Below are 16,767 nucleotides of genomic sequence, written 5' to 3' on the forward strand. Positions count from 1 at the left end.
GTAACGCGGCACGCTTAGAATTCACATATTGTAACAATTGAGGTCGTATTGTATTGGACAGTCATTGTCGTCACTCGGAGAAATTCTCCGCACAAGCTTGGCACGACCTCAGCTAGATTCCCTTAGCCAACGTCTTGCCAAGTGCAGGCGTTGCGCGCATCAGTATCAAACTCCTTCGCGTAACTAAAACATCAAGCCTGAGCGAGCAGATTTTTCTGTACTCGCCCTGATCGTCGCTTGCGTCTTGCGCTCGCTACGATCGCAGGTTTGTGCACCCATCGTCTGCCTCCGTTTGTGCAGCAGCGATTGTTTTAACGTGTTCGTACCACCGGGTACGTAAAGGAGGGCGTCATGCCACCCGAAAATAATCCAAGGCCATCTCAATATTTGAAGCTGTGCCTCCACGAAAAACATGAAGGAGAGACCTCTTATGGACCCCAGTAGTAGTAGTAGTAGTAGTAGTCCGGTCACTCTGATTGAAAGGGCGGCGTCTAGCGGGTAGCAGTACAACCATCACTGGCTGATCTCCTCCCTGTACTTCCCCCCGCATTTCTCTCCGCGTGACCTCTTCACGACCCTGACCACTTTTGGTCGACGGTTTAGTGCCCGTTTATTTCGCGCCCCTCAGCGCCAGGATGGCTGATTTTCCACTCTGATCCAGCTTTAGGCTTTGGTTTGCAGAGGGAAAGCACCTGCGCACCTGTCCGGCGGGAATCGAAAGCGGCATCCAGCGTTACGCTTTGGAGAGATTTCGTTATGTCCAACTTGAAGATTGAAATTGCTGTTCTTGACAGTGCCCACGTCGGAGACATCCGAGGAGCATTCGGCACCATCCGTCATGACGACATCGCCCCGCGCAATAGTTGGTGGCAACGCTTCAAAACACTGATGGCCATCCTCGGCCCCGGGTTGATCGTGATGGTCGGCGATAATGACGCCGGCGCATTCAGCACCTACGGCCAGGCCGGCCAGAACTACGGAACCATGCTGCTGTGGACCATGGCACTGTTGATCCCGGTGCTGTATGTCAACCAGGAAATGGTGCTGCGTCTGGGTGCTGTGACGGGTGTCGGCCACGCCCGGCTGATCATCGAACGCTTCGGCAAGTTCTGGGGTGCGTTTAGTGCGATCGACCTGTTCATCCTCAACGCGCTGACCATCGTCACCGAGTTCATCGGCATCAGCCTCGGGATGGAGTTTCTCGGTGTGCCCAAGGTGGCCGGTGTGTGCGTGGCAGCGGTGTTCATCATGCTCGCAGCCTGTACCGGCGACTTCCGGCGCTTCGAACGCTTCGCATTGATCCTGGTGATTGGCAGCCTGCTCTTGGTACCCATTTTCGTGATGATCCATCCACCGATGGCACAAGTCGCTCACGATTTTTTCATCCCGCAACTGCCGACTGATGGCAAATTGTCGGAGGTGTTGCTGCTGATCATCGGCATCGTGGGTACCACCGTCGCACCATGGCAGCTGTTCTTCCAGCAAAGCTACGTGATCGACAAACGTATCACCCCGCGCTTCATCAAGTACGAACGCGCCGATCTATGGCTGGGCATTGCGATGGTGGTGATTGGTGCAGTGGCCATGATCGCCTTCACCGCGCAAGTGTTTGTCGGTCACCCTGAGTTCGGCCAGTTCACCGATGCCGGCGCCATCGCCACAGGTATCGCCAAATATCACGGGCGCCTGCCGGGCGTATTGTTTGCCATCGCATTGATCGACGCCAGCATCATCGGTGCAATGGCGGTGTCGCTGTCGACCGCCTACGCACTGGGCGATGTACTGAACCTGAAACACTCGCTGCATCGTAAACCAAGCGATGCCAAGGGCTTTTACCTGATGTACTGCGGCTTGATCGCCCTCGCTGCGGCGCTGGTGTTGATTCCGGGTGTGCCGCTCGGTCTGCTGACCAACGCAGTACAGACGCTGGCGGGTGTACTGCTGCCAAGCGCCACCGTGTTCCTGTTGCTGCTGTGCAACGACAAGGAAGTGCTGGGCCCATGGACGAACAAGCGCTTCACCAACCTCATTACTGCGGTCATTGTCGCGGTACTCGTACTGCTGTCGATCGTCTTGACAGCTGCGGTGGCCTTCCCGGATATGTCCGGTGAAACCATCACCAACATCCTCATCGGTGGCGGCTTGGTGGGACTCGTCATCGCCATTGCGGTAAATGTGCTGCACGCTCGCAAAGAAGTCGACAACGGGGCGCTGCCTGAGAACACCGTTACCTTCACCCAACAAATGATGCACGCCTGGCGGATGCCTCCACTGGCACAACTGAAGCCGATGGTACTGTCGCAACGTAACCGTATCTGGATGGGCGTGCTGCGCGGCTATCTGGTGGTGGCAATGGTCATGGTGATTTACAAGGTCATTCAGCTGGCACTCGCTTAAATGTAAGCGTCGGTAAAGCCCGGACATGGTGTCCAACTAAATTGATTTGCCCCCCGAAAGCGATGCCCAACCTTCGGGGTCAGATCACACATTAGGTGGACACCATCACCCCAAGCGCTGAGATCATGAAGGTGTGTTGGCAGGACGGTTACAATGAAACAGCGCTTCGACAGAGCGTCCTTCTCCAGTAATTACAACTTCACCCGGATGTCACTCCTCGCGTAATCCAGCAGCGCGTTCGGGTTTCTTCGGCCAGTTATGCTTAGAACTCTCCTTTTGGAGGATGTCCTGATGTGTGGAAGACTGTCCCAGTACCACGGTATTCACGATTTCGTCGCCGCGCTGAGCATGCCAAACCCCGTGGTCAACTCAGTCGGAGAAGCACCGCTGGAACGGTACAACGTGGCGCCATCGACTCAAGTTGCCCTGCTTCATCTTGAAGATGAAACACTTCGTGCCGACCTGGTACGCTGGGGGTGGCACCCTCATTGGGCTACCGATCGTCTGCCGCCGATCAATGCCCGCGCCGAGAAAGTCGCACATGGCCTCTTCTTCCGGGCGATCTGGCCTCACCGCGCCATCGTGCCGATCGACAACTGGTTCGAATGGGTTGTTGAGAACGGAATAAAAAAACAACCCTATCTCATCCGGCACCGAGACAGATCGCCCATCCTGTGTGCGACCATCGGCCAGTTCCCTGACACAAATGAAGGCCCAGGGGAGCATGATGGATTTGTGATCATCACCGCCGACAGCGCCGGTGGCATGATCGACATTCACGACCGGCGCCCGGTGGTTCTGGAGCCAAAGTTAGCTCGGGAATGGCTGGACCCGACCACGTCAAAGGAGCGCGCAGAGCAGATGGTGCTGCGCCATGGCGATCCGACCGAGGCCTTTGAGTGGTTTAGGGTCAACCCCGGTGTTGGCAACGTGCGAAATCAGGGCGCAGGCTTGATCAAGCCTTTGACCAGCCTGTCATAAGCCGCCTCGCTGGCCTGTCCAGCTATTTGGGCTTTCAATGTAGAAATGAAAGGTCTTCTTGAGCATCTGCGGCGTTGGGCAAAAAACCTGAAACGGCAGACCATGATTCTATGGTTTTGCTACCACCACCCTCAAACGCCTTGGCTACCAAAATGGATTTCGGTTTCGTGATGACCTATGCGCTAAGTCCCATCGACCTCATTCCTGATTTCATCCCGAAGTTGGGGTATCTGGACGATGTAATCATTCTGCCACTCGGTATTCTGCTGGCGATTCGATTTATGCCCCCTTGGTTCTCGAGGAGTGCCAGCTAAAAGCGAGTGCGTGGGAACAAGATCAGGTGAAGCGCCGAGAGCGAGTTAGAGCCGGGTTAGAAAAAGTCGATATACTGTGTGAGAAACCTCGTGAGCACTACTATGACACTCACTGACGCTACTCTCGTGTTGCTCTTGGCGGCGCGCATTCATGGGACAGATGAGGCTGTCAGGGCCTCTGCGAAGAGCTGTGTAAAGAAGTTGCCGCGCGGCAAACGTGATCTCATTTACACGGTGATTAATAGCCGAAGCCCGCTCGAGCTAGTGGACTTTCTAGCGCAGAACCTCGATACGTGAGTTCTCTTACCGTGACCATCGTTGAGGTCCAGTCCTAAAAGTCAGGAGCAAGTGCTGCCAAAGGAGCCAGATGTTTAGAGCCTGTTTGCAAGCAAGAACACAGGGTAGAAATATCCTCTTGAAGGACCACCGCCTGTTCCCAAATACTGTCAACATCAGTGATAGCTACGGCGAGAGGAGAATCTTCCAATATCGTCATGGCCATGGCATGCAGACGTAAGAAGTTGTCCCGAATGCCGCCGATCCCACCAATTTCAGCAAGACAGGCATCTAGCCGGTCCACCAAATTAAGCAATTGAGAGGTGTCGTAGCTCACGCGTAGGGAATCGAGTGCCTTGGCATCAACTTCCCCATAGGGTGTCACTCGAAACGAAGCGGGTGGGATGTGCATCAGTTCGTCTCCTCAACTTTGCTATGGGACATCTGTTGCCCACGAATCGAACCCGCAGCCTGCTGGAAAATGGAGTCTTTGATCCAGGGCTCAGGGGGGCGCTTGAGGCTGAGATTGAATTCTCCAAAGCGTTTGACGTTGCTGGTCAGGTAGGGGCTGAGAAACGATACATCTTCATCGGTAAACTGCCAGCCGTCACGGGCGAGCTTCTGCAGGATGCGCATCATGTCAACGGTGTTCTGCAAGATCACTGAGGAAGCAATCATGTCGTTGTAACGCAAGCGCTTCTGTTGCTCATCTGGATCGTTCTCGGCGATGACATCGCCGCCGAAGGACAGCCACTTCGAGAAACCGTTGTAGGACTCGATCTTGTTGGTATTGGCGGTTACTTCTTGGCGCAACTCACGGTTGCCAATCCATTTGAGTAGGAAAATGGTCCGGATCACACATCCCAACTCCTGCGCTGCATGGTAGAGCTTGTTGCGCCTACTGTAAGAACCGAGTTTACGCAGCAGCATTGGCGAGGATATTTTGCCGGCCTGAATCGACAGCGCCACCTGCATCAGATCCTGCCAATGGGTTTCTATCTGGCTCCAGTTGACGGTATCAGTAAAGAGGCTGTTGATATGCTTGTACTTGACCGAGCGATCGGGCCGATACATTACTAGGTTGCGCCAGTTGCGAATGCGAGGCATTAGATTGATGCCCAGCAAATGGGTGAATGCAAACACTGTTGCGGACTGGCCTTGAGTGTCTGAATAAACCGTATTGACTTCAACGCTATGATCCGCTTTCAGCAGGCCCTCAATGACATAGATAGCCTCCCAGATGCCTGGAGGGATGAAGTGCTGAAAGACTGCGATGTAGTTATTTGCCACATGTCGGTAGGCGACCGCGCCCATCTTGCGATATCGGAAATGGTAGCCTGCGAGCAAGTTTTCATCGTAAAAGTCAAATTGTGTCCCGTCGGCCGCTACCGCCTTACCGTCGCCCCAGAGCTTGGGCAGATCAAGCTGGAGATAAAGCTCGACCAACTCCCGGTTAGCCTTATCCAGCTTGTCGAGTGGCAGGTGCCGACGATTGGTGTAAGACAGCATGTGTGGGGTCACGTTACCCGCCAGATGGCGAGCAGCCTGGTTCGGCCCTAGGTTGCAGCCCATGGCGAAGATCGTCATCAGGTAGCGCTCGGCCGGCTCCTTCAGTTTGGGATCGCTGCCGGACATCGGCCCGAAATGACGGGTGAACTGAATCCAGTGTTCGATGTTGGCCATGATGTCGAGCACATGCCTGGCAGGCATACGCTGTGTGATAGCCGTTTGTAACGAGATTGCTGAAGGCGGGATGTCACGGGCGACCACTCGGCGCAACACAGGATCACCGGCCTCATTAATCGACACATCACCGCGGCAACTGGGAAACTTGTCATCCAACTGCTGAGCAGTACTCTCAAGTTGCTCCTTCAAGCTGGCGACAAACTCTGTGGCCGTACTCGGCAGGCCGACCTTTTCGCAGTACTCCGGCAGACGAGCCAGACACTCATCCCAAGGCAGTAACTGTTTGCGGTAGTCAGCAAACGACTCCGAGCCAAGCACACAGATATCGCCAGAGCGAAGCTCATTGGCCAGATGGGAAAAAACGCAGACTTCCAGGAAGCGCCGATTGGTCGGTGGCCCTTCGCTGGGGGCACGACGGACAACTTTGATCCAGCGATCCGAGGCGAATGACAGGTCCACATGCTCGTCGATCCATTCCCTATGCAGGATCTCGTTGGCCTGGACCAAGTGCAGAGCCTCGATCAGCGAGCGATCCTGGGTTGTTGGCTCCAGTTGCAGCAGATGACTCAGGCGGAACAGCAATGATCGATGGGATTTGAAGTGCTTCCAGAGTAGCGGGAGATAGTTACTGCCGCCTGTGGCCTGGACTTCGGCGCAGGCCTCGCGAAGGTGATCAAGATTCCCTTCGGGGGACAGATACTCGCGAATCAAACTGCCAGCTTCCTGATCGCTTGGTTCTTGGCTGAGAATCTGAATCACACCATCCAAAGTGGCCACGAGCAGCTCTAGTTTTTTGCGCTGACGCTGCTGGATTTGCTCCAACTCATCCTTGGCTCGCTTGTGAATAGTCGCGATACGCTTGATGAACATCTCAGCAAGGTGATCCCGTGCTCGTACACGCATGAGGTAGATCAGAGCCAGCATCAAAGTGTAGCGCTTTGGAAGCGAACAATCCTTAAGTTCAGAAACATCCGCTTTCTCCGCTTGATTCGCAAAAAACCAAATCTTAGTATCAACGATCCCTTCAAAGATGGAGTCGAGATCACCGAATCCCTCCAACCAACTTAAGTGATCGATCAGTATCTCCAAGTGTTTGCGAGAGGGCTTTTTGGGGACATGCTTCAGGGCATTGAAGTCGCTTTGGCGACGACCGAAATCGGTGTCAAGAAGCTCTCTGAGACGGTAGATCACATCTATCGGAGCTCTATCGACGACTCGATTGAAAATCTTTTCCTGGAGAACAACTTGGGCGTCTTCAGCCGCGTCATTGAGCGTCGAGTAGGCCGGGAGTTCGTAGCCTCGCTCAAGCAGCTCGCCAATCAGGACATTGATGACGTCAACACGCTGATCAAGGATCACTACCGCTTCGTGGGCAGCTTCCTGCGCAATTTTTAGGGCATCGGTCCCATAAAATGGAGTGATCTGTAGGTATTGGCGGATAGCTGTTTGATGACGATACAGGGTTCGGGGGGTTGCATAACGAGGAACTATGCGCGCCCCGTAACTCAGGCAAGACCTGACATGGTTGACGATTTCAGCTGGAATTTCCTCGAAAACAGGGAAGTAATGAAGCTGTTGGAATGCTTTAAGCAGAACGGCTAACCCAATGGTAAGAGCAGGGCTTTTAGCCGTTCTAGAGAGCCATTCGAGCTCCGATTCTGAGAGCGAATAGCTCTGATGAAGTTCTTTCGACGACAGATTCGTCGGCAGCTTCGGATAGGCTGTCCGCTCCAGAGAGGCCATGGAGTTCTTCCCTCAAGAAAAAGCAAAAGCTTCAGCATAGACGGCTAAACTCGGGACGAGGAAAAGCAACACAGTAAAAAATTTAATATATATATATATATATATATCATACGGTTACATTAAGAGTGTCCTAATTTTCCTTTATCTCGGCATGACCCCGAGTTGATGCGGATCATCTTAAGATGCCTCACAAAAAGCGGTGGGTGCCGCACGCCCGCTTGAAAATCCCTGGACAGCATCGTCATGGGGAATCGGATAGTTGACTTCGCCGGACGCTTCGGATGTTCTAACGCGCGCTGCCGATGCAGCGGGCTAGTGAACTCGATTAGTTGCTGCCGCATAACTGGCAGCTACCTAAACTGGGTTAACTCACTAACCTAAGGGGATAGAATGCTCATTGTCTTCAGCGGACTTCCAGGTACCGGAAAAACGACTATCGCAAGTGACCTTGCTAGCAGAACGAGTGCCGTGTATCTGCGGGTCGATACGATTGAACAGGCTATTCGTGACTCCGGTGCTCCTGCAAAAGACGTAGGGCGGAGCGGTTACATGGTCGCCAATGAGCTTGCTCTGAGCAATCTTCGTTTTGGCAGCACTGTTATAGTTGACTGTGTTAACCCAGTAATCGAAAGCCGAAAGACGTGGAGTGATATCGCCACACGCTCTGGTGCTCCATTAGTGAACATCCAAGTGATCTGCTCTGATAAATATGAACACCAGCGCCGGGTAGAAACCAGAAAGATTGATATTCCTGGACTGACTCCACCAACCTGGCAGTCTGTACTGGATCATGAATACGAGGCGTGGGAAGCGCTCCGTTTAAGATAGACACAGCCCTGACGTCTCCGGCGCAGGCGGTGGCGGTGGCGATGATCACCGAACGATTTTTATCCAAGGAGTAGCGCCAGCTAAAAGCCAGGGTCGCAAGGTGTGATTAGCAGACGCTTACAGTGTTCATAGGTACTGCAACGTTAAAAAACTTCGCGGTCTGACGGCTCTTCGGACTCAGGATCAGCTTCATAGAGGGTGATCGGTAGCAATCCATGCTCGATGGATTTAGTCTGCGGATCGTAGTAAGCCTGATAGAAATTGAACGACTGAATGTCTTCCCGCTCGCAGTGGGCTCTGATGATTCGGATGCATTTCAGCTTGTCTTCCAGCGGAGTCTTGATGCCAAAAATCAGGCCATCCAGGCTTGTAAAACGGTACTTGAGGATCCGGTGCTTTTCGTCGGAAATATCGAGGTAGGAACTCAGCACCAGGCGATACTCTTTTTCTGATCCCCATTGAGGAAGCTTGGACGTCAGCGCGAAATCGACATTTTTGTGGTGCTCCATCCAAAGCTCATTCGAGTGGGATCTCAACCACTCGCTTTTGCTGCTGAGATTTCCTTGGGCATCGCTGTACCAGAAGCCACTCAGGGCTTCATTCGAAACGTTACCGAGGAATCTGAAGAAGTCCATCTCTGAAAATTCTCGATCATAAAACACCTCTTTAAAGCTCATGTTTTGGAAGCTGTGAGAGATACCGTTGTATCCTCTGCCGTCTGGCTTATTCATTTCCATTGTCATTGAGGGCGCGTCGCCGAGAACGCGATATCTCAAACAGATTCCCCTATGATTATCACCATAGCTACCCCAAATCGCCGAGTTATTGCACTCTTTCATGAAGCAGGCGACATACCATTGCGGGTGCATCAGTCGTTCGATCTGATCAGGTAGTGGGACACGAAAGCGGTGATTAATTCACGTGCCCCGATGTGACCACCTGGCATAACGTGCGCGGTTCTAATGGCGTATGTCGCATTGAGTAACGCCATTTTTTCATACGAGCCAGCGTCTCGAAGCGTGCCATCCTGAGCTTCGATGTTAGAGATGGCCTGAAGGTGTAGGTCGCGATCACCTAGCGGATCCTCGGACGTCTGGTCGGGGTACACACCAGACAGTCCGTGCTTGAAGTTGACGAGCAGCACGGTGGACAACAAGCGAGTGTGCAAGGTCGCAAGATAGAACGACAGCTCTGGCCTGTAGTGCCTCGCTTCATTCTTTGAAAGAGCGCGCACATAGCCTTGGATGACATCGCAGCCACCGATCAGCGCATCCATCTCTTGGTACCCGGCTTGGAAAGCTCCACGTAGGTTGGAGGGGTACTGCTCTATGGGAAGATTTTTTGGCAGGGGCGTTCCGAGTCGCACCGCTTCATCCAACTCCCAACTTCTGAGCGCCAGCACCAGGAGGTAGTGCCTGAAGAAGTTTCTCCATATGATCTCATCGCCTGCCCAGTAGATTTCTTTGTAGCCTTCTAGAGGATCATTGAGTTGTTCAGGTGGCGCAAAATAAATCTCAAGATTTTCTAGCTCGCCGGGGAGGCCTTTCTTGATGTCAGTAGCCTCATTCCCCAATAAGCGCTCCGCTGTCCGGAAGCGGTACAGGTGTCGTTCCATATAGGCTCGTCGATAGGTGGCTGGGAAAAATCGCTGGCATGTCTTGGTCTTTAACAGCGGGCCGGGCACTCGGGACTGTAGCCCACCAGATCGGCAGCCTGCCCATAAAAATGCCCGATGCTGCATCCTATCTGGGTTAGGGCGCTGCTGAAGAAGCGGGCTATGCAAGTCACTTTCGCCCGCGGAGATGGCTCCTCGTTCGCCACAAGCGTTCCGCGCCACTGAATAACCTACGCTGGATCAGGTTTCGACTAAGACTCCAAGACCACGCAAACGGATGGCCGCGGCGCTTTTAGAAACAGCAAAATATCGGCTCAGTGCGTCGAGCACCAGGTGGTAATTTCTGATGTTGTCCCGCTGGTCATCGAGAAAAAGGGCGCCATGTCCTCGGTTGCGAATATCGTGGTGCTCAACCAGAAGCGAGAAAGCTTCGAGAAAATGCCGTTCAGGCATCAGTAGGTAAGACGCAAATGTATTCGCTTGCCATTCGAGGCGTTCCAATTCGCTTTTGGGGACAGCGATGCGCTCAAGCTGATCAATGTCCTTCGAACGTAGGCTCTCCCGTGCAATGTAGCGGCCGTGATTGAGATAATAGTGCCCCAGCTCGTGAGCAAGCGTGAACCGGGTCATCGGGGCTGTTTTGTCGCGAGAATTGATTTTTATCTCCAAGGGGGCAAATGTGATCCTACCTAAAGCACCGTCTGGCTCATCTACGTAGCTAACGGTCAAGGCACTCGACGTGGTCGCACCAGCGACTACGGCTTCCAGATCTACTACCCCCCTTGTATAACCGGCAGATCGCAAAACCTGCTCTGACAGATTTTCAATTGCTCCCTTAGAGATATAGCCAATTCTGAGGACTGGCAGGTGAGGAGGCCGAATGATTTCCAATATGGCTGGATCGAAACTGCCAGCCAGATCAAGCCCTGTCCAGATCCCCCCCCAAGCATTAGTGTAGCCCCCAGGGGTAACAGCATAAGCTCCCGTGAGAGTCGGCCGGAAGCCAGGCTGGGTCAGAGCGTACTCAATTTCAGCACGCTTTCGCGACGACGCATTTCTCACTCCCGTGAGGAGGGCGCGAGCCAGCTCCCATTGGAAGCCTTCGTCCGGAAAATACCGAATAACACCGAAACCCTGATTCCTGGCGATGTTGATCGTGCCGGACTGGAAGGCGCTTGCCGATACGAATATCCCTTTTGCATTGAATCCTGTGACTTGGCGGATCTTGGTCCCAAACTCCTCGATATCTCCAACCGGAACGGTGCCCGCATAATTCTTACATTCGACAAGAACGATCATTGACGGCTTAGGTTGGCCAGGAAGGAAGATCTCTATGGCGATGTCAAAAACGATGTCGTCTTCTCGATCGCGAGAGTAATAGCGCCGCTTCCTGAAAATCCGGCAATGCTCAGGTCGGCAAAAAAACCGCCCCTCATCGATCTCGCGATTCAGGAATTGGAAAACCTGCTCCTCGAAGAGATCACCTTTGGCGAAAGTACTGAGCACTAGTGGTTCCATCTTGGTAATAGCGATCCTGATATTCTTGGATTAGCTGCGGCGCGAGCCCATGGACGCAGTTGACCCCTCGGCTTTATCGAACGCCCCGTGATCACCCTAGCTATGACTCCAGTTTACAGGCGAAGGGAAGGGGAGAACGTCCATTGGAGGCTCTCCTAGAAGCGCAGTTTTGGATATTCGCCGTTTTCGACAGCGAACCGAAATACGGCATGGCATGCAGAAAGGAAGGCTGCTTCAGTCTCGCACCGACGTGTTAGTACCTCCAGCTCGGGGTAGTCGAAGAACACCACAGGAACCTGATGTTTATCCATGAAAGCCAGAGCCCGCTCACTGTACTCCTCATACATGTCTGTGAAGAGCTCCTTCACGATCACTATGCCCACCATTGGCTTGTCAGAAAAATCGACTTGGATACTTTCACCGGATGGCAGTCTCAGTTGCTGAACCGGTGCCCGCAGAGCCGTCGAGAACGCGCCGCCAAGCTGGGATAACCCTCCAACGAGCTGGTTGAGCGATACCCGGCGTTTTCTGTCCATTGATCTATTGATCATCGCTTCCGTGTTGGGACTGTCCTTGGCCTGCAGGAAGAGATTTATTTCGCCGCCCAGAACGGCGACGTCGACAAGCTCTTCGTTGTCACTAGGCTTGATCGGGCCGTGAATGATTTCGTTGGCTGAGAACACCCGTTGCAAGAGAAACACGATATCCTGTTCCTGGTAACGGCCTGGCTCAGGGCGAACCAACGTGCTGGTCGAAAATCCGGATGATCCATGGAATGCGTGTTGATCTTCACGCAGATCGAAATATACGAAATCGCTAGGGAACAGCTCCTCACCAAGCAGAACGGGAAACGCTTCGCGGTCATCTGAATCAGTACGTATAGAGAACCATTGCTCCGCTTGATCAATCATCATGTGAGAATCGGGGTCACATAGCACCGGTAGGTCTCGAATTTTGGCCCGCAAATATGCGAGTGATGCGGATGCTCGACAGCTGAGCTGCTCCCTGTTGTGTTCATCGAGAAAGCAGACATCGAATTCGTCCGGTAGGTCAGCCAACGCTGAGCACAGGGAATCACTGGGCACTAACGGTGTAGTGATAGCGAGGGGATTGTCCAGATCGTCAAAAAATGCAGATATCAGAGCCAGGCCGTGCGTACCCTTCATCTCAACGGGAGCCAGGTACCACTTCAGCCCTTTTCGGGAGCGAGCCGTCAGTATGATCTCCTTCGACGTCTTTACTAGGAGTACGGCCCGTTGTTCCGTTAGATGATTTTCAGGCGCGACGGCGATGCCGCGGCCGAATGTGCGCATTGGCCCAAACAGATCCGGTCTCGTGAAGGTGAAATACATCCTTGCTCCTCAATGATGAATGCTCCGATTCGCACCGAATAGTAGATGGTGCTCACCGGCCACCCTCCCATGATTGTTTGAATTTTGTGACAGCCTGTGATGGGCCGTCAGCCAAGCCTGCGCCGGTGGCAATATTACTCTTCGCGTGGAGGGAGGCACCAATGGCAGTGTGGCAAGATTTCAGCCCGACGGTAGTCGTGGCGGGCACCAGAAGGAAGAAGAGGGCAGCTACGTCCTTATCGGCTTCGTGGAAAATGCTGCTTAGTGGATGCAAGGATGCCCACCCGAATAAGGGCGACTTCCAGCTGGAACACTGGCGCTTGGGCGCACGCTCCCCACGCTCTCTGGAACTGCCGAATTGTCCTCCCGTGCTGCGTGACGGCAAACAGCCCGACTAAGGATAGACAAACGTTCGTTCTGTTTGACCATCAAAAAAGGATGAGGGGTTGCGCCGTTACCCCGGCGGCGTTGGTTAAACGGGAAAGAGGGCTGCCATAGGCCCGGCAGTTTCCCTTGGCGTACGGCTGATTAGCCTCCAATAAACTGCGTTCGTAGGAGAGGGCTATAGCACTAGGTACCAGCACATTGAAACTTCTACGCCTTGACCAAGGTAAGGTCAGCTTCAGTTGCGAGTGCGTTTATGAACAGCTGAGGGATGTGCGACTCACCAGGATATGTCATAGCAAGTTGAGTGGTCGCCCGATTAAAGGCTTCACGAATATCCTGCCCAAAGCCAATTGACGCGTAAAACCGGGCGGCGAAGTCTTTAGCTGCCTCATCTGCTATGGCGCCGTCCATGCCAATGGCCGCGTGAACATGCACAGAACAACGTTCTGCCAGCTCCAAGGAATGGCAGCAATTGAAAACGGCTAGCTTCAGATAGCGGGCGCTCCCGGCTATTGCACGCAGCATTCCTTCCAGAGGTACCAGGTGGGGCTCACCATTTGGGCTCTCTAACACCAAATGTCCGGCACTTGTTCCATGCCCACTGAAGTGCATGACGGCCGGCTCATTTTCATCAAGCGCTTGGAGTAGATCCTCCGCACGAACAGCCCAGTGTGAGTTTACCTTCAGAGCGTCACGATGCTTAGAAGCGCGGATGTGGGCGTTCACCCCACGGATCTCGTTTTGGAGATCCAGTGCTTTTTCAGATTTGCGACCGGGATCAGCACCGAAAAATAAAATCAAAATTTGTTCAGGGAGTTGCTGAAGCTTGGCCACTTCACGCTCTAGATCGTCCGCTCGGGCCATTTGATTAGCTAGGCCAGATTGTAGGACGTTAAGTTGGCGGTTGCGTGACTGGATGTCTCGGTCGACCTGCTGATTTAGCCGTTGCTGTTCAGTTTGTCGCTTGCGGGCTGCTTCCTTTAGCTCCCGTTCCAAGGCTTTGTCGAGATGCTGCTGGTCTGCTAGAAGCCGAGCCATTTCACGGTTGATGTCGGCGACGATCTTCGCCGCGTCTACCTCAGCTTTGGTTCTCTGGCCGTCATACCGCTGCGCTTGTTGTTGCTTTGTTCTGACAGTCGACGCAGACTGGGCACGGGTCGCCTCCGTCTCGGCTTTACGGCTGGCTTCTCCATGCTTTGCCGCCTCGTGGAGTTTACGGGCGTGAGATTCCCTCAGGCGAGCAATGCGCTGTTGATGGGAACGTACCAAACCGCGATAGTGATTTGAGCTCATAATTCACCCCTTGGCTTCCTGGCATTCTGTACTGGCGCACCACTCATAGACGCTTCGCTTGAGCATTAGTTTTCATATACGGCGGCTTCTAACCAAGCGCAGACAGACGGACGCTCTCATGGACGAAACCCTGACCTACCTGAAAGATCGCTATAAAGACGAGCAGGCGCGATTCGACCATTTCGAGAACAAATGCGCTAAGTTCCTCACTGCTGTGTCGATTGTGATCGTAGCTCTGACCGCTCTCGTGAGCGCAAAGGGGAAGGTGATTTTCGCTCTCCATGGCCCCCTGGATGTCTTGGCTTTTGGGTCGTTCATCGCCGCCGCGTTCTGCGTCGTGTGCTCTTGGGGCCACGCCTTGAATGCGCTCAGAATACGGGACTGCCCATCGCTGCCCTCAAGCCGTGAGACCGCAGAATGGATGAAAAACGCTGCCCCTAATGCTTATAAACAGCACCTCTTTAACTGCTACATAGACACCTTAGAAAAATTGAAGTCAGCTATCGACGAAAAATCCAAACCCTTAGACTTTGCCTACAGCGAAATGGTCTACGCCGCATGGGCGTTGTCGCTGTTGGCAGTAATCAGCATTGGCAGGGAGTTATATTCATGAGCAACGATCAAAAACCTAAGAATCAGGAAAACAAAACGCCTGCGCCGCCACCTACAACGGAGTATCAACGACGCTCTGAAGAGAGACCAATCAACCATAAGGATCACCCTAGTCGGCGTTAGCCCAGGGTTGTGGACGCCGGGTGGTCGGTCGTGCGGAGCAGGAGACTCATTAAGCCGTCCTACTAGTTCGATCAACGTCTTCACTGGCGGCCCTGTGATTGCAAAGCCTACAGCCGACCCTACGGGGCGCGCCCTTAATGATCTCTCGCCGCGTGCGTCGTAGAGAGGAGGGCGCTAGCTCCTAGATGTAGATATTACGGGGGCTGAGGCAAACCAGGCCCTTCAGTGGCCAAGCTCCCACAGTTAACTTTCTACCCTCAGTGGGTCTGAAACCACTGGGATTTCGATATATCTGGTCGAATGCCAATATCTGGCCAGATGTCTGCTTTAGCCCCAACATCCTGGGAGACGAAACTCTTCGGAATCCAGCCTGCGCGCTTTGCCGATTCACGCAGCTCGGCAAATGTAAGCGAGGCACTGGGCTCAAGCTTGTCCGAGCCTTTCCAGTGCATCCGAGCCGATGCAGGCCTGTCGCGAAGGACTTGTAAGATGCTGGTGGTAAAGTCGCTGAGCTTTTCAATGAGGCTGCCGTACCCATAAGCATCGACGCCACGCATCAAAGGAAGCAGGTAGCTATGAGGACTCAGCAATTGGTCATGCTGGTGCCTGAATTGCGCATAACGCTGGAAGTAGGGCTGGAATTGAGCAGAAAGGCGGAAGCGTCGACCAAGGTAAAGCGGACTTTCGAAAATCCCTGGCCCCTTGGCAATCCCCAGCTGTGAAGCCAGGTAAAAGCTCGCAAATTCAGTTTTGGGCTGGTTTTGTACTGGATCGGATACTTCGAAGTCTCGGGGTTTGAAGTAAGAGAACGTTGGCTTGATGGTCTGTGTGGCACCAAGCGCCTTCATGGGAATGTCCGAATGGAGGGCCGCTGCGACGACGAACAAAAACGGTTCCGATTTCTCACTATAGTTTGTGAGCGACTCCGCAATACCCATCAGGTCAGAGAGTTGTTCCAATGTGAAGATTGTCCGCCGATTTTCTGTACGGGCTTCGAAGTCTTTCGGCAATAAGTCCCTAAAGGGATTTTCAGTCTCGGTACCTGCGGCAGTGTTATCGTAGGCATCGGCGAGCGACTTGGGGCTTGGCAGAGAATCGGTGAAGGCGAAATACTCCCGTCCATGCGTTATGAACCAGTTCCGATGGTGTTTAGAACTCAGACCTGGATCATCGCCCGAGAAGGTCTGTCGGATGATCGGACGCCATAGCGGATCGAGAGGCTTCTCTGCGAAATTCCCGCGGGTCTTTTTGGAGTACCGGCTACAACCCGGTGTCGCTACCCACGCAACCGGCGGTCTCATGATGAACTCTATAAAAGTTTTTGCGTCGGTGCCGTTCCAATCATCCAAGGCTTTCCCTCGGATTGACCAACTCCAGTGCATCATCGACTCTAGGATCGGGCAAAGCACTTTGTAGTGCCGGTCTTGGAATCCAGGCCGTCGAGATTGTGAGATGAGAAAGGACATGCCCGTTCGCCAGGCGTTGAGCGCATTCAGGTGCTCGGGAATTGTCTTTAAGCGGCGCCGGACTTCCAGGTTTATCGGTTGTTCAACGTGAGCATGGTCGTTAAGCAGACCTAGGGGTGGGAACAGAGGATAAGGAACTGTGGGCTCAGCCATAGATATAAGTCCTATGCGAACAC

14 protein-coding genes and 1 pseudogene are annotated in these 16,767 nt (G+C 53.4%); 7 read left to right on the forward strand and 8 right to left on the reverse strand.

The features are described 5' to 3' along the window. The first annotated feature begins 756 nt into the window (after positions 1–756). The 4 genes from RGW60_RS07815 (at position 757) to RGW60_RS07830 (ending at position 3,989) form a co-directional block, all read left to right on the forward strand. Entirely contained in the window at positions 757–2,397 is a 1,641-nt protein-coding gene (locus RGW60_RS07815) for an Nramp family divalent metal transporter (protein WP_322170239.1), read from the forward strand. A gap of 291 nt (positions 2,398–2,688) precedes the next feature. Continuing rightward, entirely contained in the window at positions 2,689–3,378 is a 690-nt protein-coding gene (locus RGW60_RS07820) for an SOS response-associated peptidase family protein (RefSeq protein ID WP_322170236.1), read from the forward strand. A gap of 152 nt (positions 3,379–3,530) precedes the next feature. Further along, positions 3,531–3,692, forward strand: coding sequence for a YkvA family protein (locus tag RGW60_RS23770; RefSeq protein WP_407074096.1), 162 nt, complete (start codon positions 3,531–3,533; stop codon positions 3,690–3,692). 102 nt (positions 3,693–3,794) lie between these two features. Next, on the forward strand, positions 3,795–3,989 hold the full coding sequence (locus RGW60_RS07830; RefSeq protein ID WP_322170234.1) for a hypothetical protein: 195 nt from the start codon (positions 3,795–3,797) through the stop codon (positions 3,987–3,989). A 34-nt stretch (positions 3,990–4,023) separates the two neighbouring features. Here RGW60_RS07830 and tnpC read toward each other — a convergent pair whose 3' ends face one another. Both tnpC and RGW60_RS07840 read right to left on the reverse strand, forming a co-directional pair. Then, on the reverse strand, positions 4,024–4,380 hold the full coding sequence (gene tnpC, locus RGW60_RS07835; RefSeq protein WP_407074095.1) for a Tn3 family transposase post-transcriptional regulator TnpC: 357 nt from the start codon (positions 4,378–4,380) through the stop codon (positions 4,024–4,026). Beyond that, entirely contained in the window at positions 4,380–7,397 is a 3,018-nt protein-coding gene (locus RGW60_RS07840; RefSeq protein ID WP_322183882.1) for a Tn3 family transposase, read from the reverse strand. The genes tnpC and RGW60_RS07840 overlap by 1 nt, the downstream gene beginning before the upstream one ends. Positions 7,398–7,787: 390 nt before the next feature. On the opposite strand from RGW60_RS07840, the pseudogene RGW60_RS07845 reads away from it, so the two are divergent. Further along, positions 7,788–8,299, forward strand: a pseudogene (locus RGW60_RS07845) (AAA family ATPase). A 69-nt stretch (positions 8,300–8,368) separates the two neighbouring features. Here the strand turns inward: RGW60_RS07845 and RGW60_RS07850 are convergent. The 4 genes from RGW60_RS07850 to RGW60_RS07865 form a co-directional block, all read right to left on the reverse strand. Next, on the reverse strand, positions 8,369–9,094 hold the full coding sequence (locus RGW60_RS07850) for a DUF2971 domain-containing protein (protein ID WP_322183884.1): 726 nt from the start codon (positions 9,092–9,094) through the stop codon (positions 8,369–8,371). Next, complete coding sequence (locus RGW60_RS07855) at positions 9,094–9,840, reverse strand: hypothetical protein (RefSeq protein WP_322203570.1); 747 nt, start codon at positions 9,838–9,840, stop codon at positions 9,094–9,096. The genes RGW60_RS07850 and RGW60_RS07855 overlap by 1 nt, the downstream gene beginning before the upstream one ends. A gap of 240 nt (positions 9,841–10,080) precedes the next feature. Next, complete coding sequence (locus RGW60_RS07860) at positions 10,081–11,346, reverse strand: ImmA/IrrE family metallo-endopeptidase (RefSeq protein WP_322170228.1); 1,266 nt, start codon at positions 11,344–11,346, stop codon at positions 10,081–10,083. Between the two features lie 167 nt (positions 11,347–11,513). Continuing rightward, positions 11,514–12,710, reverse strand: coding sequence for a hypothetical protein (locus tag RGW60_RS07865; RefSeq protein ID WP_322183886.1), 1,197 nt, complete (start codon positions 12,708–12,710; stop codon positions 11,514–11,516). A 161-nt stretch (positions 12,711–12,871) separates the two neighbouring features. Here RGW60_RS07865 and RGW60_RS07870 point away from each other — a divergent pair, with 161 nt between their 5' ends. Then, entirely contained in the window at positions 12,872–13,108 is a 237-nt protein-coding gene (locus RGW60_RS07870) for a hypothetical protein (protein ID WP_322203571.1), read from the forward strand. Positions 13,109–13,304: 196 nt separating this feature from the next. Here RGW60_RS07870 and RGW60_RS07875 read toward each other — a convergent pair whose 3' ends face one another. Next, positions 13,305–14,390 carry a hypothetical protein gene (locus RGW60_RS07875; protein WP_322183888.1) on the reverse strand — a complete coding sequence of 362 codons (1,086 nt, stop codon included), beginning with the start codon at positions 14,388–14,390 and terminating at the stop codon, positions 13,305–13,307. Between the two features lie 118 nt (positions 14,391–14,508). Between RGW60_RS07875 and RGW60_RS07880 the strand changes: the two genes are divergently transcribed. After that, entirely contained in the window at positions 14,509–15,003 is a 495-nt protein-coding gene (locus tag RGW60_RS07880; protein ID WP_322170222.1) for a hypothetical protein, read from the forward strand. A gap of 379 nt (positions 15,004–15,382) precedes the next feature. Here RGW60_RS07880 and RGW60_RS07885 read toward each other — a convergent pair whose 3' ends face one another. Beyond that, on the reverse strand, positions 15,383–16,744 hold the full coding sequence (locus tag RGW60_RS07885; RefSeq protein ID WP_322170221.1) for a hypothetical protein: 1,362 nt from the start codon (positions 16,742–16,744) through the stop codon (positions 15,383–15,385). Positions 16,745–16,767: the final 23 nt, after the last annotated feature.

Source organism: Pseudomonas sp. AB6 (genome assembly GCF_034314105.1).
Classification (GTDB): Bacteria; Pseudomonadota; Gammaproteobacteria; order Pseudomonadales; family Pseudomonadaceae; genus Aquipseudomonas.